General features: G+C 63.0%; 15 protein-coding genes. 3 read left to right on the forward strand and 12 right to left on the reverse strand.

What is annotated here, in order from left to right:
• Window positions 1-66: 66 nt before the first annotated feature.
• The 12 genes from RSO67_RS07485 to RSO67_RS07540 form a co-directional block, all read right to left on the reverse strand.
• The gene (locus RSO67_RS07485) at window positions 67-2,406 is read right to left on the reverse strand and encodes an efflux RND transporter permease subunit (RefSeq protein WP_315842970.1); all 2,340 of its coding nucleotides are present in this window, start codon (window positions 2,404-2,406) and stop codon (window positions 67-69) included.
• A 246-nt stretch (window positions 2,407-2,652) separates the two neighbouring features.
• Window positions 2,653-3,438 carry an ethanolamine ammonia-lyase subunit EutC gene (eutC, locus tag RSO67_RS07490; protein WP_315842971.1) on the reverse strand — a complete coding sequence of 262 codons (786 nt, stop codon included), beginning with the start codon at window positions 3,436-3,438 and terminating at the stop codon, window positions 2,653-2,655.
• Between the two features lie 16 nt (window positions 3,439-3,454).
• Window positions 3,455-5,038 (reverse strand): B12-binding domain-containing radical SAM protein, encoded by a 1,584-nt coding sequence (locus tag RSO67_RS07495; RefSeq protein ID WP_315842972.1) that lies wholly within the window; start codon window positions 5,036-5,038, stop codon window positions 3,455-3,457.
• Window positions 5,039-5,263: 225 nt separating this feature from the next.
• Entirely contained in the window at window positions 5,264-6,646 is a 1,383-nt protein-coding gene (locus RSO67_RS07500; RefSeq protein ID WP_315842973.1) for an ethanolamine ammonia-lyase subunit EutB, read from the reverse strand.
• 32 nt (window positions 6,647-6,678) lie between these two features.
• Window positions 6,679-7,878 carry an NAD(P)/FAD-dependent oxidoreductase gene (locus RSO67_RS07505; protein ID WP_315842974.1) on the reverse strand — a complete coding sequence of 400 codons (1,200 nt, stop codon included), beginning with the start codon at window positions 7,876-7,878 and terminating at the stop codon, window positions 6,679-6,681.
• Window positions 7,875-8,753, reverse strand: coding sequence for a transglutaminase family protein (locus RSO67_RS07510; RefSeq protein ID WP_315842975.1), 879 nt, complete (start codon window positions 8,751-8,753; stop codon window positions 7,875-7,877). Before RSO67_RS07510 ends, RSO67_RS07505 begins: the two co-directional genes overlap by 4 nt.
• On the reverse strand, window positions 8,750-11,257 hold the full coding sequence (locus RSO67_RS07515; protein WP_315842976.1) for a circularly permuted type 2 ATP-grasp protein: 2,508 nt from the start codon (window positions 11,255-11,257) through the stop codon (window positions 8,750-8,752). Before RSO67_RS07515 ends, RSO67_RS07510 begins: the two co-directional genes overlap by 4 nt.
• A 31-nt stretch (window positions 11,258-11,288) precedes the next feature.
• Window positions 11,289-14,576 carry a transglutaminase family protein gene (locus tag RSO67_RS07520; protein WP_315842977.1) on the reverse strand — a complete coding sequence of 1,096 codons (3,288 nt, stop codon included), beginning with the start codon at window positions 14,574-14,576 and terminating at the stop codon, window positions 11,289-11,291.
• A gap of 244 nt (window positions 14,577-14,820) precedes the next feature.
• Window positions 14,821-16,344: an altronate dehydratase family protein gene (locus tag RSO67_RS07525; RefSeq protein ID WP_315842978.1), complete on the reverse strand. Its 1,524-nt coding sequence runs from the start codon at window positions 16,342-16,344 to the stop codon at window positions 14,821-14,823.
• An 865-nt stretch (window positions 16,345-17,209) separates the two neighbouring features.
• The gene (locus tag RSO67_RS07530) at window positions 17,210-18,208 is read right to left on the reverse strand and encodes a tripartite tricarboxylate transporter substrate binding protein (RefSeq protein ID WP_315842979.1); all 999 of its coding nucleotides are present in this window, start codon (window positions 18,206-18,208) and stop codon (window positions 17,210-17,212) included.
• A 175-nt stretch (window positions 18,209-18,383) separates the two neighbouring features.
• Complete coding sequence (locus RSO67_RS07535) at window positions 18,384-19,334, reverse strand: polysaccharide deacetylase family protein (protein ID WP_315842980.1); 951 nt, start codon at window positions 19,332-19,334, stop codon at window positions 18,384-18,386.
• On the reverse strand, window positions 19,313-20,473 hold the full coding sequence (locus RSO67_RS07540) for an FAD-dependent oxidoreductase (RefSeq protein WP_315842981.1): 1,161 nt from the start codon (window positions 20,471-20,473) through the stop codon (window positions 19,313-19,315). Before RSO67_RS07540 ends, RSO67_RS07535 begins: the two co-directional genes overlap by 22 nt.
• A 298-nt stretch (window positions 20,474-20,771) precedes the next feature.
• On the opposite strand from RSO67_RS07540, the gene RSO67_RS07545 reads away from it, so the two are divergent.
• From RSO67_RS07545 to RSO67_RS07555, 3 genes are read left to right on the forward strand one after another with little or no spacing between them, the layout of a single operon-like run.
• Window positions 20,772-21,740, forward strand: a complete 969-nt coding sequence (locus tag RSO67_RS07545) for an ABC transporter substrate-binding protein (RefSeq protein ID WP_315842982.1) — start codon at window positions 20,772-20,774, stop codon at window positions 21,738-21,740.
• Window positions 21,740-22,561 carry an ABC transporter ATP-binding protein gene (locus RSO67_RS07550; protein WP_315842983.1) on the forward strand — a complete coding sequence of 274 codons (822 nt, stop codon included), beginning with the start codon at window positions 21,740-21,742 and terminating at the stop codon, window positions 22,559-22,561. Before RSO67_RS07545 ends, RSO67_RS07550 begins: the two co-directional genes overlap by 1 nt.
• Window position 22,562: 1 nt before the next feature.
• Window positions 22,563-23,312 carry an ABC transporter permease gene (locus RSO67_RS07555; RefSeq protein WP_315842984.1) on the forward strand — a complete coding sequence of 250 codons (750 nt, stop codon included), beginning with the start codon at window positions 22,563-22,565 and terminating at the stop codon, window positions 23,310-23,312.
• The last annotated feature ends 61 nt before the right edge of the window (window positions 23,313-23,373 follow it).

The raw sequence follows: 23,373 nt of genomic DNA on the forward strand, positions 1-23,373 counted from the left end.
CACAAAAAAGCCCCCGGGGAGATCCGAGGGCTTTTTTATTTGATCGTCCTTGCTATGCGCGGTTGATTACTTCTCTTGCTTCGCAAGAACCGAACTACCCGTAAGGCGCTGCTGCAGATTGATCAGCCACATCGCGGTCGGGCGCAGGATGAACAGATCGGCCACCAGTGCCGCGACCATCGAGAAGGCGCTGAGCCAGCCGAACAGCCGCAGCGATGGCAGGTCCGAGAACACCGTCACCACGAGGCCGCAGGCCAGCACCACCGTCGTCAGGATCAGCGCGGGACCAACGAGCACAGTCGCACGCTCGACGGCGATCGCGGGATCGGTGCCCGGCGTGTCTTCCAGACGCAAACGGTTGAGGAAGTGGATCGTGGCGCTAAGGCCGAGACCGAAGGACACTGTCAGTGCCACCACACTGGCGAATTGCAGCCCCTCCCCGAGCAGCCACAATACGAAGCCGGCCAGCACCACCGGGAAGATGCCCGGCAGGATACAGGCCAGCATCACCACCCACGAGCGGAACGCGAGGCCGATGAAGACGGCGACCAATCCGAATTCGATGGTCAGGCCGTGATTGAGCTTCTCGATCATCCCGGCGCTGTTACGCGCCGCGATCGCCGAGAGGCCGGTCACCGCAATCTCATAGCCCGGGTGCTTGGTGCGAACGGCATTCAGCGCATTGTCGAGCTTGTCGACCACCGGCAGGATCTTGCTCGAATCGCTGTCGGGCACACGGCCGGACACCACCACCGCCGTCTGGTCCGCCGAGATGAAGCGGCGCACCAGATGTTCGGGTATCACGCTGACATATTCCTTCAGCGTCGCGACATCCGACGAGCCGGCCTTTTCCGCCAGCCAACGCCGCAGCGTTTCCAGCGACCAGACGTTACCCACACCGGCCTGCTTCTCGACCATGGCGTGGACTTCGGCGATGGTCGCCAACGTGTCCGGCGAATAGAGATCCGCGCCCTTCGGAAACTCGATCAGCACGTCGATCGGATTGGCGCCGGTCAGCTTGGCGTCGAGGCGCCCGCTGGCCGCAACCGCCTGCTCCTTGTCCGGCACCTGATCGGCCAGCCGATAGCGCGGCTCGAGATTGGCATAAACGATCCCGAGACCAACGACGACGACGAGCGAGATCAGACTGAACAGACCAGGACGGCCGACCATGCGCACCGCGATCCAGTAACAGAAGGCGCGCAGCGCCTGCACGCCGGCATCGGCGGTCTGGAACTTGGCGGCGAAAATCTTCTCGTTACGCACCAGCAGCACGCCGAACACCGGCACCAGCGACAGCACCGCGACCAGCGCGATGATGGTCGCCGTGAGACCGGCCTCGCCGAAGGCGCGGATCAGGTCCGAGTTGGAGAACTGCAACGCCAGGAACGAAATGCCGGCGGTGCCATGGGTGAGGACGCAGGCCGGACCCACGACACGAACCGCATTCGTAAATGCCGAATACTTGTCCTCGCCCGCGATCAACCGGTCACGCGCCGCGAAAGTGAGCTGCATCGAGTCCGCAAAACTGATCACCATGATCAGCGGCGTCATCACATTGAGGAACATGTTGAGGCTGAAGCCGGCCCAGCCGAGTGCGCCGAGCGACAACAGGATCGCCAGCAGCGGCGGAAACGCCGCGATGATCATGAACGAGATCTTGCGGAAAAAGATGATCGCAATGACGCAGCCAGCGAGAATGCCGGCGATGTTATAGATCAGGCCGTCGCGCTCGACCGCGTTGCGGATTTCGAGCTGCATCACCGGCACGCCCGACAATTCCTTGGTCAGACCGCTATTGGCCAGGTCCTCATTCATGGTCTTGCGGATATCGGCGACGACGGTGCTGAGCTTGCTGTTGCTGACCACGACCGGGTCGAGCGACAGCACCACCAGCGCCAGAGTTCCATCGTCGGACAAAAGCTTGCCGCGGATCAGCTCGTTCTGCTTCACCGTCTCGATGAACTTGTCGTAGTCGGCGCCTTCAGGAAGATCGTTGGGAAACAGCGCTGCCGGCAACTTGCCGGGGGCCGGCGTCTGGCGCGCCGAGAAGATCGAGATCAGCCCGCGCACGCCATCGACCAATTGCAGGTCGGTGACGAGGTCGCGCATCTTTCCAAGATTGTCGCGTGCAAGCAGTGTCTTGCCTTCGAGCACGACAAGCACGTCGAACTCGGTGGACGGGAAGCGCTTCGTCACTTCCTCGTATTGCTTGTATTCCTTGCTGTCAGAACGAAATAGCTGGCTCAGTGAATCGTCGATCTTGATGCGCTGGATGCCAAAGATCGCGCCGATCACCAGCGCGAGCAGGATCACGCAGGACAGAATCGGCGCCTTCACCGCGATCAGACCGATGCGCTCGAGCCCGAAGGCGATGCTGATCGGCCCCTTGCGCAATTTATTCATATCCGCGTCGTGGGGGGAACCGTATCGTGCATACCCTGTCCAGTCCTGTCGTCAGCGGCGTCTGCCTAGCAAGCGTCGCGGGCAGTAGTAAGGCTGGAATCGGCGAGACCGAACAGCGCTAGCCCTTGAAAACATGCGGTAAATTTGCCGCGGGCAGATGTAGCAGGTCTGTATGACACATCGCAAGGCGGGGAGCGCGCGGAGGTTGCGTTTCAGGTCACAAAATGGAGCGCAGAGGCTGTTGTTTTATACTGGCGCAGCGAGCGGCGCTACCATTTGCAGGCCGCTTTCGTCTTTCAGAGCCACACCGGTCATGTTGCGATTCAGCCCTTCGCGCGCCAGCCAGGCAATCTTGCTCGCTGCCTCCTCGAAGGACAGGCCGGCCACCTGGATGTTCGACACGCAGTTGCGCGCAGCGTCCGTCAGACCCGGCTGCGGGGCGAAGGTCAGGTAGGCGCCGAGACTCTGCGGCGCCGACAGACCAGGACGTTCGCCGATCAGCATGATCGTCATCCGGGCCCGCAATAACGCACCGATCTCGTCGCCGAGCGCGACCCTGGCGCCGCCGGCAACGACAACAGCGCCGATCCCGACCCCCGCCAATTTGGGCATTAACGCATCCAGCAGGCCAAGCGCATGCGCATTGACCGCAGCCGGAGACAGGCCGTCCGCAATCACGATCACCAGATCGGACGCGGCGCTGTCGCTCCCTTCAAGCAACTCCCGTGACTCGCGAGACAGTCGGCGGCCAAGATCGGGGCGCTTGAGATAGTCGGCACGATCCGCGACCTGGCTCGTCACCACCAGCGCGCTCGTCCCCAGCCCGGCCAGCGCAGCCGCGATGGCTTCGGCCTCGAAGGGCGCATGGACCGCGTCACGTGCGCGGGCATGGTCAAGCGTGAAATCGAGCAGGGCCTGCGTGGTCAGACTGGCTCCGGCCCGACCGAGCCCCACACGCGCCGGGGTCAGTGCCCGCAGCTCCGCGAGGGAGCGCTGCGGCGAAGGCGGCGTCACGTCATTCCGATCTGTCATGACGCCAGCCTATCGCTCATTCGGCCGGAACGGCAGCGTCCTGCAGTTTCAACGAATAATAGGACGCGTTGGTCTGACCACCGGACGCATCGCGCGCGAAATTGATCAGATGATGCGCGACCATGATCCCGCTGATGAGATATTCGATCTCGCCGCGGGCCAGCCGTCGGAATGCGAATTTCCAGAACGCTCGCTTGTAGTCGCCGAGCACACCGACCTTCCAGAAGATATTGCGCAGCATCACCAGCCCGAGCCGGATGCTCTTCCAGGTCAGCATGGCGCCGATCGGCGGCTTGATGCGGTTCGGATAGGTATGGCGGATCTGGTACTCGAAGCGCTCGAGCAGCTTCTCCGGCACATAGGCGCTGCCCATGGCGCGCCGCCAGCTTTTCACGACGTCTTCATAGGGCAACAAGAAGTCGACGTTGGAATCGCGCCCCTCGTCCTCGTTCAGGCGGCCTTCCTTCTTCAACCGGTCCCAAAGCGGCGTTTGCGGTAGCGCCTGCAGAAGGTTGATGGTCAGAAGCGGAATCTGTGAGGTTTCCACGAATTCGAGCAAATGCTGGCCGGTCTCGGGCTTGTCGGTATCGAGGCCGAGGATGATGCCGGACACGACTTCCATGCCGAAGCTGTTCAGCGTCTCGATCGCCTCCATGATGGGGACCATCATGTTGTGATCCTTCTTCATCGCCTTGAGGGCGACGGGATCGGGCGTCTCGATGCCGCAGAAGATCGTGCCGAACCAGGCTTCGCGCATCAGCGAAAGGATTTCCGGCCGCTTGGCGATGTTCAGCGTCGCCTCACAGGACAGGCGCAAGACAAAACCGGTCCTCTTCTGCCACTCGACGAGATGCGGCAGCAGATCGAGCGCCGCCTTGCGGTTGCCGATGAAGTTGTCATCGACGAAATAGACCGAGCCCATGATGCCGCATTCGAGCAGCTTGTCGAGTTCGGCGGTGATCTGCTCCGGCGATTTCAGGCGCGGATTGCGCCCGTAGAGGCCGGGAATATCGCAGAACTCGCACTGATACGGACAGCCCGAAGAATACTGGATGCTGCCGAGGAAGTAGCGCGGAATATCAGCCAGTTCATAGGCCGGAATCGGAAACCTCGTCATGTCCAGGCGATCAGTGGTCTTCAGCACGACCTGCTGGTCTGGCCGCGACGTATCCTTTTCCAGGATATCGATCAGTTGGTCGGTGGCATCACCGAGTTCGCCGATATGGAGATAGTCGAAAGCCGGGTAGTAATCGGGGCATGACGAGACCGACGGCCCTCCGATCGCCACCGGAAGATCGTAGGAATGCGCGCGGTAGCAGATGTCGTTCATCTGCGTACGCTGGATGTGCATGCCTGACACCAGCACAGCTTCGGCCCACAGGAAATCATTGGGCGTGGCGGCACGGATGTTCTCGTCGATGAAACGGACTTCCCAGTTCTCGGGCATGTAGGCGGCAATCAGCAGCAAGCCCTGGGGAGGCATAAAGGCCTGAACGCCGTCGGTCAGAGGATATGAATATTCAAACGTGCCAAATGAAGACGTGTATCGCGGAAAGACGCACAGAATGCGCCGGACCGTCTGCCTGCCCTCAGCTCTCATCAAAATTCCTCTGTGATTGCATCAGCGGTCCCCATAAGCGCTGAACCTTCAATAACATTGCCGAGATAAAACCGTTCCACTCCTGCCGAATACTTTGTGCGATCTAATCACGACGTCCGAATCTGGGCCAGAATTTCTTCAAGATTGTGGCGGGCGGTGACAAGGTCGTGACCAGCTCCGCGCAAGTGCGCGCCAAGCGCCACGCCTTATGACGGTTTATTGACGTCAGGCGATCAGACGCGCGGCCAGATCGGGCAGCAGGCCGTCCCGATCGCGAATGCGAAGATCCGCTCCGGAGAGCCCGACCCGTTGCAGCCAGTCGTCGAATTCCGGTGCGCGTTTGAGCCCAAAGAGGTCGCGGATATAGAGCGCGTCGTGAAATGACGTCGACTGGTAATTCAGCATCACGTCGTCGGCGCCGGGGACGCCCATCACGAAGGTCACACCGGCCGCGGCCAGCAGCGTCAGCAGATTGTCCATGTCGTCCTGATCGGCTTCGGCATGGTTGGTGTAACAGACATCGACACCCAGCGGCAGGCCGAGCAGCTTGCCGCAGAAATGATCCTCCAGCCCGGCGCGGATGATCTCCTTGCCGTCATAGAGATATTCGGGGCCGATGAAGCCGACGACGCTGTTCACCAGGAGTGGATCGAACGCCCGCGCAACTGCATAGGCCCGTGCCTCCAAAGTCTGCTGATCGACGCCGTGATGGGCGTTGGCCGACAGTGCCGAGCCCTGCCCTGTCTCGAAATACATGACGTTCTGACCGAGCGTGCCGCGCTTCAGGGAGAGGCCGGCATTATGCGCCTCCTTCAGGATCGCCAGATCGATGCCGAAGCTCTTGTTGGCGGCTTCTGTCCCGGCGATGGACTGAAACACCAGATCGACCGGGGCGCCTTGGTTGATGAGATCAAGACTGGTCGTGACATGGGTGAGCACGCAACTCTGGGTCGGAATATCCAGCTTGGTGATGACATCGTCGAGCAGCCGCACCAACCCGCTCAGCACCGCCGGATCGTCGCTCGCCGGATTGATGCCGATACAGGCATCACCGGAGCCCAGCACCAGCCCGTCGAGAATGGATGCCGTGATGCCCCTGATATCGTCGAACGGGTGGTTCGGCTGCAACCGCACGCTCATGCGCCCGCGCAACCCGATGGTGTTGCGAAAGCGCGTGATCACCTCGCACTTCTTGGCCACCAGGATCAGGTCCTGATTGCGCATCAGCTTAGAGACAGCGGCGGCCATTTCCGGGGTGATGCCACCGGCGACGGTCTGAAGGACTTGCGGCGCGGCCTCGTCTGACAGCAGCCAGTCGCGAAAGCCGCCGACGGTCAGTGACGAGATCACGGAAAATGCGGCGGCATCATGCGTATCAACGATGAGACGCGTGACCTCGTCGTTTTCGTAAGCCACGACCATTTCCTGCAGGAATTGCCTGAGCGGCACATCCGCCAGCGCCATCCGCGCCGCGATCATCTGCTCGGCGGTCTCGGCTGCAATCCCGGCCAACCGATCACCGGATCGCGGCGGCGTTGCCTTGGCCATGAGGTCGCGCAGATCCGCGAAGACATGCGTATGGTCACCGATGGCGTGGCGATAGATCATGGACGGATTGTTGGATATTCGCCGGAGTCTGTCTAGACGTGCCGCCCCGCGGCAACGCCGGAGGACCACGCCCATTGGAAATTGAAGCCGCCGAGATGGCCGGTGACATCGACGACCTCACCGATGAAATATAGCCCCGGCACCGATGTGGCCTCAAACGTTTTCGATGACAGTTCTGTGGTGTCCACGCCGCCAAGGGTTACCTCGGCCGTGCGATAACCCTCGGTGCCGTTCGGCCGCACGCGCCATTCCTTCACCGCCGCGGCTACCGACGCCAGAAGCTTGTCCGAAAAATCCGCCAGCCGCGGCGGGCCGGCGATCTTGTCGGCGATCATCTGGGCCAGTCGCTTGGGCAGGAGATCGCCGAGCACGGTCGCCAGTTCCTGCCGCGGACGTTCGCGGCGTGCCTCCTTCAAGGCGGCGAGCACATCGCGCGTCGGCGCCATGTCGATGACGACATCGAGCCCGTCGCGCCAATAGGACGAAATCTGCAGGACTGCCGGACCGCTAAGACCGCGATGGGTAAACAGCAGCGCCTCGTCGAATTTGGTCTTGCCGACACTGACCACGGCATCGACGGCAACGCCCGCCAGATCCTTGAATTGCGCAAGCGCCGCAACGTCGAAGGTCAGGGGCACCAGTGCGGCCCGCGGCGCGATCATCTTCAGCCCGAATTGTTGCGCCAGTTTGTAACCAAAGGCACTGGCGCCCATTTTCGGGATCGAGGGCCCGCCGGTCGCGACGACCAGCGACTGACTGCGATATTCGCCCTGATCCGTGGCGACAACGAAGCCGCTCTCGTTCTTCGTCACGCCGAGAATGCCGACGCCAAGCCGCATCTGCACCTCGCTGCGGCGGTTTTCATCCAGCAGCATGTCGATGATCTGCTGGGACGAGCCGTCGCAGAAGAGTTGCCCGCGCGTCTTCTCGTGATAGGCGATGCGATATTTCTCGACCAGTGCGATGAAATCCTGCTGGGTAAACCCCTTCAGTGCGGATTTGCAGAATTGCGGATTTTGCGACAGGAAATTCGCCGGCGTCGTATGCAGGTTGGTGAAATTGCAGCGCCCACCACCGGAGATGCGGATCTTCTCGCCCGGCGCCCTCGCCTGCTCAAGCAGCATCACCGAGCGACCGCGCTGCCCCGCAATGCCGGCGCACATCAGGCCGGCCGCACCAGCACCGAGAATGACGATGTCGGCCGTGTTATGCGCGCGACGGACGATGGTCATTCCAGCAGCAGCACGTCGACGGCGACAGCGAGCTTCTGCTTGCGCGCGCCGACGATCACGCCATCGACCGGCGACACGTCCGAGAAATCGCGGCCGATCGCCAGCACGATATGATCGTTCTCGACCAAAATGTCGTTGGTCGGATCGAAGCCGATCCAGCCGAGTTCCTCGCCGCACCAGACGGACACCCAGGCATGGGTCGCGTCGGCGCCCTGCAGGCGTTCCTTGCCCGGCGGGGGAATGGTGCGCAGATATCCGCTGACATAGGCCGCAGGCAGACCGAGGCCGCGCATGCCCGCAATCATGATATGCGCAAAATCCTGACAGACGCCGTGGCGCTTATCCAGCACCTCCTGCAACGGCGTCGAAATCACCGTGGCCTTCGGATCGTATTTGAACTCGGTGCGGATGCGATGCATCAAGTCGACGGCGCCCGCGAGAATCCCGCGGCCTTCGGTAAAGCTCACCGCCGCATAGTCCGTGACGGCATCGATGATCGGCACCAGCGGACTGGCGAAGACGTAGCCGATCGGCGAGGCACCGCTGAGGTCGCTGGAATCGAACGACGCTTCGCGGACGCTCTCCCAGGAAGGACTGTCGTCGCCGCGCCCCGGCGCGAAGCGCTCGACATAGACCCGCGACCGGCTATCGATCCGCAGCATCTTGTGCGGGGTTTCGATCAGTACGCTTTCCGTCGGCGTGCCGAAGAAATCCGTCCGCATGGCGCGGGCCGCCGGCAGCGGTTTGATATCGACGCTGTGCGAGACCAATTGCTGACCGGCGCTGCTATTGGGCTGCAGACGCAGCGAGCAGCGCGCATAGCTCACCGGGCTTTCATAGCTATAGGTCGTGACATGGCGGATTTCGTAGATCACGCCAGCCCCGTGAGCTTTTCAGGACGCGATGCGCTGGCGCCGTGCGGGAAGTAATGCAGGCCGATCGAATCCGCCAGCGTCAGCAGATCCTGCTCCAGCGCGAACAGTGACTTGGTATGAATCTCGGATGCCTCGCCGGTAACCAGCGACGAGCGCAGCGCCACGGCCAGCCGCTGCGGCCGTTCCATCAGGCCGTTTTCCTTCAGCGTCGGCAAGCTGGCGATGTGATCGTTCAGTGCCGAGACCTGGAACGCCACCGAGCGCGGGTTATAGGGATCGAGCACCACGAGATCGCGCACCGGCGCGAGTAGCGGGCCAACCAGATAACGCGAGCGATAGGTGATCTGGCAATCCACCAGCGTCAGCAGGATGTCGAGATCGTCGCTCGTCGCCTCGTCGGACGCGAATTGCCGCGCAAAGCGCGTGGTGTTGATCGCGCGTTCGGCACGGCGCCCCATTTCGAGGAAACGCCAGCCGGCGGCGCGGTTCATGTTTTCCTGCGCGAGACCGGCGAAGCTCGCCAGTTCCTGCAAGGTCAGCTCGGCCGCACTGACGACGTCATCGTCATCTTCGACCTCATGCGCAAGCCGCTCGGCCATTTCGGTGATGACCTGCCAGGCATCCGGCGACAGCCGTTCGCGCAGCGAGGTTGCGGTCCGCAATGCGGAGCGCACCAGCGATAGCGCCGAGCCAAACTGCTCCTCGCTCTGCAAGGCTTGCGCGGCGACCTTCGCCGGCTGCGAACGTGATGTCAGCGATGTCGCGCCCCAAGTCATCAGCATGCGCTGGATGCGCTCGATCGACTGCTGTCCAGTGGCGCCGCCCTTGCCGGGATCGCGCTGCGGCACGCTGAGTGCACGGATCAGACGCAGTGTGGATTCGGCGCGCTCGAGATAGCGCCCGAGCCAGAACAGATTGTCGGCGGCGCGGCTTGGCACCCAGCCGGCGATGCGGCGGATACGCACATTGTCCACGGCCGGCAGTAGCGTCGATGCAGCAACGGCCTTGTCGGCCACCACCCAGACGTCGGCGGCGCGTGCGCCCGCGCCCATGGACACGGCGCGGGCATCGGGCTGGTCGGCGATCCGGCAGAAACCACCGGGCATGATGGTCCAACCGTCCGGCGTCGCCGCCGCGAAGACGCGCAGCACGAAGGGGCGCGGCGCGAGCCGGCCATTGTCCCAGACCGGCGTAGTCGACAGCTGCACCAGCTCCTGCCCGACATAATCGACGCCGCGATTGGAGATCGCTGCCTTCAGGCGCTCGCGTTCATCCGGCGAGAGCTGCGACGGCAGCACAGGCGAGTAGCCAGGGAAACCGGGCACCGCTCCGCCATAGGCGCCTTCGATCGCGAAATCGTCGAGCCGCGCCAGCACTTCCTCGCGCGCCGATTTCTGGCCGCACCACCAGGTGGCGATATGCGGCATCTTGAGTGGTTCGCCGAGCAGCTTCCGGCTCAAGCTTGGCAGGAAGCCCAGCAGTGCGCGCGCTTCCATCACGCCGGAGCCGGGCATGTTTGCGACGACGACGCCATTCTTTCTGACGACGTCGATCAGCCCGGGCACACCGAGTTGCGACGAGGCATCAAGCTCCAGCGGGTCGAGCGAATTGGCATCCACACGGCGCAGCAGCACATCAAGGCGCTTCAAGCCGGCCACAGTGCGGATGTGCACACGGTCGCCTGAGACTGCGAGGTCATCGCCTTCCACCAGCAGGAAACCGAGATAGCGCGCCAGCGTCGCGTGTTCGAAATAGGTCTCGCTGAACGGCCCCGGTGACAACAGGCCGACGCGCGGCTCATCGCGGTCGGCAGAGGCGCGCAGGCTGTCGCGAAACGCTTCGAAGAACGGCGCGACGCGCTCGACATTCATCGACTTGTAGAGGTCGGTGAAGGCGCGCGACAGCACCAGTCGGTTTTCCAGCGCATAGCCCATGCCGGACGGCGCTTGCGTGCGATCGCCGAGCACCCACCAGCGGCCATCGGGACCGCGGCCGAGATCGGCGGCATAGACGTTGAGATAGCGGCCACCGGGCGGTTTCACACCGCGCATCGCCCGCAGATATTCCGAACTGCCGGCAATCGCCGCCGCCGGGATCGCGCCGGACGCGACAAGGCTGGCATCGCCATAGAGATCGCCGAGGATCTTCTCCAGCAACTCGGCGCGCTGCGTCATTGCCGCTGAAATCTGCAGCCATTCGGATTCGTCGATCAGGAGTGGCACATGGCTGAGTGGCCAGATCCGGTCGGCGATTTCGCCGGGCGCGCGGTAGGTGACGCCGGCTTCCCGGAGATGACGGTCGGCGGAACCGAAGCGGCGCTCGATCTCGACAGGCGCCATGGCGCCGAAGGCCTCGAAGAACCGCGTCCAGACCTCGCGGGGCGTGCCGTCCTGGGCGATGAATTCGTCGGGAATCCCGGGCAGCCGCTCGTAGTCGCGGGTCCATTGCGCGACTTTACGATGTCCCGGACGGGGCTTTTTCCCCTGACCGGCCTGTCCCGTCATTCCGACTCTCCAGCCCAAACTGCCTGCATTCTCAATGCAGGAGAGGCGTTCGCAAGTCGAGGGTCAATGGGAATTCAAGTGTGCGTTCTGCCCTTGGCGGAGCAATTTCGCCGGGCGTGTGGCCAATCTCCTCGAAACGGGCCAGCCGGCGAGCTTCCGCCTCGTAGGCATTGACCGGTTTTGTCTCGTAATTGCGGCCGCCGGGATGCGCCACATGATAGACGCAACCGGCAAGCGACCGCCGATTCCAGCTGTCATAAATATCGAACACCAGCGGCGCATGGACCGGAATCGTCGGGTGCAGGCCGGAGGCCGGCTGCCAGGCCTTGAAACGGACGCCCGCGACCACCTCGCCGGCCCGGCCGGTGTCAGTCATCGGCAGCGCCCGGCCGTTGCAGGTAATGATGTGCCGGCCCGGCGTGAAACCGTTGGCCTTGAGCTGCAACCGCTCCACCGAAGAATCCACATAACGGACGGTGCCGCCGGCCGAGCCCTCCTCGCCCAGCACATGCCAAGGCTCCAGTGCCTGTCGGACTTCAAGCGTCACGCCGCCATAGGTGACGTGACCGAACACGGGGAAGCGGAATTCGAGTTGGGCTTCGAACCATTCCCTGGAGAATTCGTAGCCGGAGCGGCCGAGTTCGGTGAGTACGTCCTGGAAATCCTCCCAGAGGAAATGCGGCAGCATGAAACGATCATGCAGCGCGGTGCCCCAGCGCACGAATTTGCCGTCCTGCGGCGCACGCCACATCTTCGCGATCAGCGCGCGGATCAACAGCTGTTGCGCCAGCGACATGCGCGGATCGGGCGGCATTTCGAGCGCACGGAATTCGACGAGGCCGAGACGACCTGTCGTGCCATCGGGCGAATAGAGTTTGTCGATACAGATCTCGGCGCGATGGGTATTGCCGGTGATATCGACGAGGATGTGCCGGAACAGCCGATCCACCAGCCACAGCGGCGCCTTCTCGCCTGGGGGCGGCACCTGTGCCAGCGCGATCTCCAATTCGTAGAGACCGTCATGCCGCGCCTCGTCGATGCGCGGTGCCTGACTTGTCGGGCCGATGAACATGCCGGAGAACAGATAGGACAGCGACGGATGACGCTGCCAATACAGCACGAGACTCTTCAGGAGATCCGGCCGACGCAGGAACGGCGAATCCGCCGGCGAGCTGCCGCCGACCACCACGTGATTGCCACCACCGGTGCCGGTGTGACGACCATCCAGCAGAAACTTGTTGGCGCCGAGCCGCGTCTTCGCGGCCTCTTCATAGAGAAATGTCGTGGTATCGACGGCTTCGCGCCAGCTCGAAGCGGGATGAATGTTGATCTCCAGCACGCCGGGATCGGGCGTCACCTTGATCACTTCGACGCGCGGATCGAACGGCGGCGGATAGCCTTCGACGTGCACCTGCATCTGCAGTTCTTCGGCCGTCGCCTCCAGCGCCGTCACCAGTTCGAGATAATCTTCAAACTTCTCGACCGGCGGCATGAAGGCACAGAGAATGCCGTCGCGAATTTCAATCGACATCGCGGTACGCACGCCGCCGGAACGAATCTGCTGCTCCTGGACGTATTGCGCGGCAGGCTGGTTTTCCGCGGACGCGATTTCGTCGAACACCGGCATGTCGCCGCGCGGCTCCAGCGGATCCTGCTCGACGATGAACGGATATTCCTCTTCGGTGAGGTGCGGCAGCGACGACAACGGCAGGCGCAGGCCCATCGGTGAATCGCCAGGTGTCAGGAACAGGTTGCCGCGGCGGAGCTTCCACCGCTCGGACCGCCAGCGTCTGTCCGCGGCCGCCTCCGTATTCCAGCGCTGGATCGGCAGCACAAACCCTTTCGGCCTGTCGAGTCCATGTTCGAAGACCCGCGCCATGCGCGCACGTTCCTCCGGATCGGGCAATTTGGAGTCGCCGGGCACGACATTGTTCGGCAGGTTCGATTCCTTCTGCTCCCAATAGACGGGATCCTCGAAGGCCGGGATGACATAGTCCTTCGGCAGGCCAAGCCGCCGCGCCGTGCCTTCGGCAAAACGCTCGGCACCGCCGATATCGGCGCTACGCGGGCCTTCGATCCGTGAGATCAGCGCATCGTTCTTCCAGATCGGCACGCCATCCTTGCGCCAATACAGGCCGAACGCCCAGCGCGGCAGACTTTCGCCGGGATACCATTTGCCCTGCCCGTAATGCATCAGGCCACCCGGTGCGAAGCGCGTCCGCAGCCGGCGGATCAGATCGTCGCCGAGGCCGCGCTTGGTCGGACCGACGGCGGCCGTATTCCACTCCGGAGATTCCATATCGTCGACGGAGACGAAGGTCGGCTCGCCGCCCATGGTGAGACGCACGTCATGAGCTTTGAGATCGGCGTCGACCTTCTCGCCGAGCGCATCGAGCCTGGCCCAGGATTCATCCGAGAACGGCTTTGTGATCCGCGGCGCCTCGCGAATACGTTTGACGCCCATCGCGAACGCGAACTCGACTTCGGCGAAGCCGGCCATGCCGGAGATCGGCGCCGCCGACCGGAAATGCGGTGTGGCCGCGACTGGGACGTGCCCCTCGCCCGTCAACATGCCCGAGGTCGCATCGAAGCCGACCCAGCCGGCGCCGGGAATATAGACTTCGGCCCAGGCGTGCAGGTCCGTGAAATCAGCCTCGACTTCGGGCGGCCCTTCGATCGGATCGATGTCCGGGCGCAACTGGATCAGATAGCCGGAGACAAAACGCGCGGCGAGACCGAGATGGCGCAGCGTCTCGATCAGGAGCCACGCAGAGTCGCGGCATGAGCCCGCGCCGGACAGCAGCGTCTCTTCCGGCGTCTGTACGCCGGGCTCCATGCGGATGATGTAGTTGACCTTCTCGCGCAGGCGCGCATTGAGCTCGACGAGGAAGTTGACCGTGTTCGGCGCTTCCTTCGCGATCTCCGCCATATAGGCCGTGAAGCGCGGCCCCGGCTCCGTCGTCGCCATATAGGGCGCGAGTTCGCTCTTCAGGTCGTCGGTATAGGCGAAGGGAAATGTCTCGGCATAGGGCTCGACGAAGAAGTCGAACGGATTGATCACCGTCATCTCGGCGGTGAAGTCGACCTCGATTTTCAGTTCGTTGGCCGGTTCCGGGAAAACGAAGCGCGCCAGCCAGTTGCCCTGCGGATCCTGCTGCCAGTTCACGAAGTGATTGGTCGGCGTGACCTTCAGCGAATAACTCAGGATCGGCGTGCGCGCATGCGGCGCCGGTCGCAGCCGGATGGTCTGCGGCCCCAGCGTGATCGGCCGATCATATTTGTAATGGGTGACGTGGTTCAGTGCGACGAAGATCGACACAGTGGCGCAACTCCAGCAGCTTTTTTAAGCAGAACACCGGAGGTGCCAGGGATCAAGCTCTAACAACGGGCACGATGTGCCTCGATTGGATGCGGCCGGACGCAAACCTCTCAGTCGTCATTGCGAGGAGCCCTTGCGACGAAGCAATCCAGTCTTCTTCTTGAGGATGAAAAGACTGGATTGCCGCGTCGCTTCGCTCCTCGCAATGACGGTGGAGGGGTCTGAGCAGCCTCGCTTGCTTCCCTCACATCGTCGCGCCCAAGACCCACGGCGCGAATTCCGCGCCGCCGAAATCGAAGCTCTCGCTCTTGGTCGGCGCGCCGGACGCGGTCTTGAGCATCAGCTCGAAGATGCGCTGGCCGCATTCCTGCACCGTCTCGTCGCCATCGAGGATGGTTCCGCAATTGATGTCCATGTCCTCTTCCATGCGCTTGAACATCGGCGTGTTGGTGGCGAGCTTGATGGACGGTGCCGGCTTGCAGCCGAACACGCTGCCGCGGCCGGTGGTGAAGCAGACGAGATTGGCGCCGCCGGCGACCTGCCCCGTCGCAGCGACGGGGTCGTAGCCGGGCGTGTCCATGAACACAAAACCCTTCTTGGTGATCGTCTCGGCATAGTTCAGCACGTCGACAAGATTGGTCGAGCCGGCCTTGGCCATGGCGCCGAGCGACTTTTCCAGAATCGTGGTGAGGCCGCCGGCCTTGTTGCCGGGGCTCGGATTGGCATTCATCTCGGCGCCCTCGCGTTCGCAATAGGCGTCCCACCAGCGCATCAGCCCGACCAGCTTCTCGCCGACCTCGCGCGACACCGCGCGGCGCGTCAACAGATGTTCGGCGCCATAGGTCTCCGGCGTTTCCGACAGCACCACGGTGCCGCCATGGCGCACCAGCAGATCGCTCGCCGCCCCGAGCGCCGGATTGGCCGAGATGCCGGAATAGCCATCGGAGCCGCCGCATTGCAGGGCCACCGTCAACTCGCTGGCAGAGACTTCCTCGCGCGTGACGTTGTTGGCATCGGCCAGCACTTCATTGACGAAGGCAACGCCGGCCTCGGTGGTCTTGCGCGTGCCGCCGATCTCCTGGATCTGCATTTCGCGCAAGCGCCCGGCGAGCTTCTGCTCCTGCATCAAGCCCCCAATCTGGTTGATCTCGCAGCCGAGGCCGAGCACAACCACATGGGAGAAGTTCACGTGCCGCGCATAACCGCCGAGCGTCCGCCGAAGCAAGGTGAGCGGTTCGTCCTGCGTCATGCCGCAGCCCGTCTTGTGGGTGAGCGCGACGACGCCATCCACATTGGGATAGTCGGCGAGCGGATTGTGCCCGGTGAAGGGATTCTTCTTGAACACGTCGGCGACCATGCTGGCGACATGGGCACTGCAATTCACCGAAGTGAGGATGCCGATATAGTTGCGCGTGGCGACGCGGCCGTCGCTGCGCCTGAGGCCCATGAAGGTCGCGGGCAGATCGAAATTCGGCGTCGGCTTGACGTCCACGCCATAGGCATAGTCGCGATCGAAATCGCCCATGCCCATGTTCTGCGTATGGACATGCTGGCCCGGCGCGATCGGCTGGGTGGCAAAGCCGATGATCTGGCCGTAGCGGCGGATCTCCTCGCCGGTGGCGATGGGCCGGATCGCGACCTTGTGGCCCGCGGGGATGCGCTCCGACGTCACGACGCCTGTCGTCACCTCGATACCGGGCAGCAGCGTGGTACGCGCGATCAATACGGCGTCGTTGTCATGTAGACGAATGACGGGAGATGGAGCCATTGGAATTTCCTCGCGCGCGTTTTGTGGTCTGGCAGACCTCTTGTTTGGAATGACTCTAGCTGAAAGAAGCAGGCGGCGTCAGCCCTGCTTTGGCCCATGATGACGCCGATCAGACATGCGTCATCACCCCCATTGTTTGCGGCGCGGGGGCGCCGTCGTGTCTTGCATTCCCGCCCCCTGTGAGAGGGCGTGCGGAACGCCAGGTGCCCGTTGCACCCTTGGGCCTGATGCGAATGCGGTCTTCCGCATGGATAATGCACCAGGACTTTCGGATTCGCCGAGCAAGTGCCCAGCGTTCCGCCTGCGGTGTTTTTTCGGTTGCTTGCACTTTGCCTCAGCGAACGATCCGATCACCGAATTAAAGTCCCAAGGCGATGGGAAGGGAGCCTCAAGCGAGTAAGCCGAACGCGTTTTGACTTGGTCGTCCGTCACACTGTCCAGGAGTCTTTCCATCCGAAGGTCGGCCGTCTCCTTGCCAGTGGCAGTGCTGGCGCAGATCCGTCCTGCCCGAAGACAGACGTCACCCATGAACCGCGTGACGCCGCATCTCCGGCGTCCACCGCATCCTGCCCCGCGAACGTGACGATCGCGATCGCCCCTCTCGGTGGGGCAGGACAGAGGGGAATATAGTCCATGCAGGGATGTTGTCAATGAGAGATAGGAAAAAATGTTTGGCGCGGTCTTGCCGCCCCAGCTCGTCATTCCGGGGCGCGGGCGCGCCTTCGCGCACGCGAACCCGGAATCCCAACATGTTCAGCAAAACACTTCGAGATTCCGGGTTCGCACTACGCGGCCGTGCCGCTTCGTGCGCCCCGGAATGACAGTGTGTGGCGGGCCGGACTGCCCAGAATGCCTTGAGACCTAGCTACTGCGGCTGCGGTCCCAGGCTCGCGGCGAGTTCGGCCCAGACCGGCGCCTCTTCCTTGTAGAGCGCCTGGCTCGCCTCCAGCGTCATCGGGCCCTCATCGATACCCTGGCTCTTGAGCAGTTCACGCACGCGATCGCTCTTGCCGGCGCCAACGAACAGCGCGGACAGTTTTGCGACGACCTCCGGCGGCGTCTTCGCGGGAGCCACACATCCCTGAAAGGTCAAAAGGCTATGCGCGCGCGACGTTGCGCCCTGTTCGAGGAATGTGCCGACGTCGGGAAGATCCTTGATCCGGCGGCGTGACACCGCGACGGCGCGCGCTTTCCCGGTTTGCAGCACCGGCAATGCCGCCGCATAGCTGCCGATGCCCGCATCAATCGACCCGCCGGCGAGATCCTGCCACATGGGCGCCTCGCCGCGATAATGCACGGCTTCCATCTTCAGCCCGTACTGCTTGTTGAGTTCGACGATGACCATATGCGCGAAGGAGCCGGACGCATATGTGCCGACATTCACCTTCTCGGTCTTGCGCGCATAGTCGATGAAATCCTTCAGCGTCTTCGCGCCGACCTTTTCGCTCACCATCAGCGGCAGGCTTCCGCCCGGCATCACCGCGACCCAGGCGAAGTCCTGCGGGACACTGTACTTGATGTCCTTGATGAGAACAGGATTGAGCATATAGGCGGTGGTGTTGCAGATCATCAGCGTGTGGCCGTCGGGATCGGAGCGTTTCAGCTCCATCGCTGCGACGGCGCCACCGGCACCGGCCTTGTTCTCGACCACCACGGTCTGTCCGAGTTCACGCGACAGATACTCGCCATAGACGCGCGAGAATTGATCGGTCTGGCCGCCGGCCGCGGAGCCCGCGAGAATCTTGATCGGCTTGGTTGGCCAGTTGTTGGCGCGGACGAGCGACGGCGCACTCAACAATGCAGCAGCGCCTGCGCCCGCGGTGACGAATTGGCGTCGATTGAGCCGACGCAAGTTGTTTCGCACGATCGTTCTCCCGATTTGATCTTATCTCTGCGGATAAGTGTATCGAGTATGACCGGCTTCGCCCGCGAAGGCAAAGCAGCAGTGACACGCACAGGCGTTCGGACAACACATGCGGCAACGCCGCCTCTGGCGTTCATGCCATCAGCCGGAATATTGCCCGGCCGTCAGCGGCGCGTCATGGCTTCGGTGGAAAATGCGTGCGCCAATGCTGCGCGACATCGATGCCGCGGCAGAACCATACGCCATCATGCGCGCTCATGTGTTCGAGCATCTTGATGAGCCCGCCAACACGGCCAGGACGGCCGATCAAACGGTCATGCAAACCAATGGACAGCAGTTTTGGCGCGCCGGCGGTGCCTTCCGCGTAGAGCACGTCGAAGGCATCGCGCATGTAAGTGAAGAACTGCTCACCGGTCGCGAAGCCGGAATTCTCGTTGAAGCGATTGTCGTTGGCTTCATAGGAATACGGCACGACGAGAAACGGGCCGTGCTCGGTCTTCACCCAATAGGGCAGCTCGTCGGCGAGCGAGTCGCGGTCATAGAGAAAGCCGCCCTCTTCCGCGAGCAGGCGCCGCGTATTCGGCCCGGGGCGGCCGGTCATCCAGCCGAGCGGGCGGCTACCGGTTAGGTCTGTAAGTATCTCGATCGCCTTACGAATATGCGAGCGCTCGATCGCTTCGTCCACATCGCAATAGTCGATCCAGCGATAGCCGTGGCTAACCATCTCGTGACCACGTGCCACGCAGGCTTTTGCCAATTCGGGATTCTGCTCCATCGCCCGCGCGACGCCGAGAATGCTGACAGGCACCTTGAAGCGATCGAGCACATCGAGCACGCGCCAGGCGCCGCGACGGCTACCATATTCGAACACGGACTCCACCAGCGGAACGCGAACGCCCTCTTTCGTCGGCACGCCGATGTCATTCAGCATGCCTTCGGAGACTGCATCGCCATTCACCAGCGTGGACTCGCCGCCACCTTCGATATTCAGGCTGATGCTGACCGCGATCTTTGCGCCGTTCGGCCAGCGCGGATCGGGTGACGTGGCGCCGTAACCGACGAGATCGCGTTCGATCATCGGCTCCGGTCGGATGTCGCCGGGCTTCATCGCTGCAAATTCGGACATAGGGCCTCCGGAATGGCTCGGTCGAGCGGCACGGTGCAGGCATCATAACCGAAGAACCAGTCGGTCTCGGTCGGGCCATGCATCCATGAATTGGCGATGGAAATCTGCTGGATGTCGGCGACACGCGGGATGCGGATCATCGTGTAGTGCGCAAACGCCGTGGCGGGATCGCCGAATTCGGCGATGCAGCGGCCGAGGATCGCGGCGTCCTCGATGGCCGCCGAGCCGCCAGCCGCCATGAACGGACGCACCGCATGGCAGGCATCGCCCATCAGTACCACGCGGCCCTTGTGCCAGGTGTCGTTACGCGGTCGGTCGAAGATCGGCCACACGGTGACATCTTCCGCCGCTTCCGCCGCGCGCCTGAGATCGGAATGAGCGCTTTCGAAAGCAGCAATGAATTCGTCGCGGTCGCCCTTCACCGGTGAACCGTCGCCGTCCCAGCGCGCCATCGGCAGCGCCGCCATGACATAGACCTCGTTGCGGTCGGGCGTCATATAGTAAGCGAGCGTATGCCGGTCCGGCGCCCACCACTTGGTGCAGTCATCGATGGGGTCACCCTTGATGCGGCCGGCGGGAAACACCGCCCGCGGTGCAGAACGCCCGATGAAGCGTGGCTCCTCGCTGCCCAGGATGAGTTCGCGGGTGATGGAGCGAATGCCGTCAGCGCCGATGGCGATATCGGCTTCCGCGCTTGCGCCGTTCTCGAAGCGCAAAGTGAGCGCGTCGCCGCGCTCCTCGATGCCGGTGAGCTTGTGGCCGAAACGGATGGTGCCGGGCGCGAGCGGTCGCTGCAGCAACTGATGCAGATCGGCGCGGTGGATGTTGACAAAGGGGCCGCCAAAACGCGCTTCGCATTCCGCATCGAAATCGAGCTTGTAGAGCTGTTCGCCTGTATCCCATGCGCGGCTGAGAAACGCATCGGGGCGAATGCCGGTGGCGGCGAAGGCGTCTTCGAGATCGAGCCGGCGCAGCACCTTCGAAACGTTGGCGCCGAGAATGATGCCGGCCCCGATGCGCGAAAAACTCGGCGACTGCTCATAGACCGCGACCGGGAAGCCGGCGCGCTGCAGCAGCCCCGCCACCGTCAATCCGGCGAGACCCGCGCCGAGAACGGCGATCCGTGTTCCGCGATCCATCTCTCACCTCGTTCCAGCGGCGCCACAGCGTCCGGGCAGCAGATCATTCGATAGCTAATGATTTCGCATAGAACGGGCTGATCGGGGCTGTCAAGCAACGGCGTGAGCCGCCTCAGAAACGAGCCAAATGCGCGCATTTTGCGCGGAAATTCGTTTATCTCGATGAGTTTTTGGGCAACACCGCCGTTGATCTTCCTCAAAGCCGCCCTTAGCATTTATTCGATTGCGAACGAATTTGGGTGCGCCGCTTGCGCACCGAAAGCCGGCTTCCTCCTCACCTGTCACTGAAGGTCAGATCATGAAATTCCGCGCTCGCCTCACCGCCGCCCTGCTCGCGACCCTGGCTACGGCCGGCGTCTCCAGCGCGCAGGCTGCCGAGATCAATTTCATCACCGATTTCGGCTTCAACGGCCGCCACGCTTATTTCTACGTCGCCCGCGAGAAGGGCTACTACAAGGCCGAGGGCTTCGACGTGACCTTCGTGCGCGGCCAGGGCTCGGCCGACGCCATCAAGAAGGTTGCTGCCGGCGTCGCCACCTTCGGCTTCGCCGATGCCGGTTCGCTGGTGCTGGCGCGCGGCAATGACGGCGTGCCGGTGAAGTTGGTCTCGGTGGTCTATGCGAAGCCGCCGCAGGCGATCTTCGCCATCAAGGGCAGCGGCATCAACTCGCCGAAGGATCTCGAAGGCAAGACCGTCGCCGACACCGCATCCAGCTCGGTGCGCCTGCTGTTCCCGGCTTTCGCCAAGGCCGCCGGTATCGATGCCAGCAAGGTGAAGTGGGTGGTCGCCGAAGGCTCGGCGCTGCCGTCGCTGCTCGCCAATGGCCGCGCGGATGCGATCTGCCAGTTCTCGGTCGGCGAGCCGCTGATTGCAGCAGCCGTGGCGCCGAAGGAAGTCACCCGCATCAACTACGCCGACTCCAATCTCGATTACTACGGCAACGGCCTGATCGCCTCCGAGGAGATGATCGCAAAGAGCCCGGATCAGGTGAAGGCCTTCGTCCGCGCCACCATCAAGGGCATGAAGGACGCCTTCGCCAATCCGGCGGAAGCCGCCACCATCATGGCGAAGTATCAGAAGGAACTGCAGCCGGCGGTGATCGAAGGCGAGACCAGGCTGGTGAAGGAGCTCGCAGAAGTGAAGGGATCGCTCGGCCATATCGACCCGAAGAGCATCGCCAGCACCGTCGATGTGATGTCGGCCAACCTCACGCTGAAGAATCCCGTGAAGCCGGAAGACCTGTTCGCGCCGGGCTTCATCGACTGATGACGGCGATTTCCGCACACAATGATGCGCCGTCGCGGACTGCCGCGGCGGTGGTTCCTGCGATCGATCTCAAGGGCGTCACCAAGACCTATCCCGGGCGCGACGGCAAAGCCACGCATGCGCTCGGCCCGGTCGATCTGCGCATCGATCCCGGCAGTTTCGTCTCGGTGGTCGGCCCATCAGGCTGCGGCAAGTCCACGCTGCTGCGCCTCGTTGCCGGGCTGGAAATGCCGGACACCGGCACCATGCAGCGCTATGGCACGCCGCTCAACGGCCCATCGCACGAAGTGGGCATCGTGTTTCAGGAACACGTGCTGTTTCCATGGACCAGCGTGCTCGACAACGTATTGCTTCCCGCCGACGTGCTGTCGCTGCCGAAAGCCGCCGCGCGCGAGCGTGCGCTGAAGCTGCTCGAACTCACCGGCCTGAAGGATTTCGCCCATCAGCGCCCACAGGCACTGTCCGGCGGCATGAAGCAGCGCGCCGCCTTCTGCCGCGCCATGATCTCCGATCCGCGCCTGCTCCTCCTCGACGAACCCTTCGGTGCGCTCGACGCGCTCACCCGCGAGGAATTGTCGCTCGAACTCTCGCGCCTCTGGCAGGAGCTGGGCCGCGCCGCGCTGCTCATCACCCATGACATCGAGGAGGCGATCCTGCTCGGTGATCGTGTGCTGATCATGTCGGAACGCCCCGGCACCATCCGTGCCGACATCACCATCGACCTGCCGCGTCCGCGCGATGCCGACACCGTTAAGCTGCCGCGCTTCCAGGAAATCAAGAACCAGATCCGCGACATCATCTTCAAACGGACGGGTGGCTGACATGATCTCGCGCTTCATCGACCGCGCCGCCACACCGCTGATCTATCTGGCACTCTTGATCGGCTGGGAGCTTATCACCGACGTCCTGAAGATTCCGACATGGATCCTGCCGGCGCCTTTGGAGATCTATCATTCAGCCGTGAAGTGGGCGCCGGAGCTTGCCTCCAATACGCTAGTAACGCTGCGTGAAACGGTGCTCGGCTTCGTGCTGGCGATCGCGCTGTCGCTGCCGCTGGCGATCATCATCAGCCTCAATCCACTGGCGCGCCGGATCATCTATCCGATCCTGCTCGGCCTGCAGTCGGTGCCGAAGGTCGCCGTGGCGCCGCTGATCATCCTGTGGTTCGGCCTCTCCGAATGGCCGAAGATCCTGGTCGTGGTGCTGGTCTGCTTCTTCCCGATTCTCGTCAACATGGTCGCCGGCTTCGAGGCTGCGCCGAAGACCATGCTCGACCTGATGCGCTCGCTCGGCGCCTCGCCGCATATGGTGTTCCGCCGGCTGCGCGTTCCCGTGGCGCTGCCGCACTTCTTCACCGGCTGCAAGGTGGCGGTGACTTTCGCCGTGATCGGCGCCGTGATCAGCGAATTCGTCGCCGCGCAGGACGGGCTCGGCTATCTGATCCTGACCTCCACCGCGCAGTCGCAGACGCCACTCGCTTTCGCCGCCATCGCGCTGCTCACCGTGTTGAGTATTGCGCTGTTTCACGGCATCGAGTTTATCGAACGACGTGTGATCGACTGGACGCCCTGACACCATGACTGACGAGACATCTGGATCGAAACCGCCTTCGCGTCGCCCGACGCGCGCGCGC

This window comes from Tardiphaga sp. 709 (genome assembly GCF_032401055.1).
GTDB lineage: Bacteria > Pseudomonadota > Alphaproteobacteria > Rhizobiales > Xanthobacteraceae > Tardiphaga.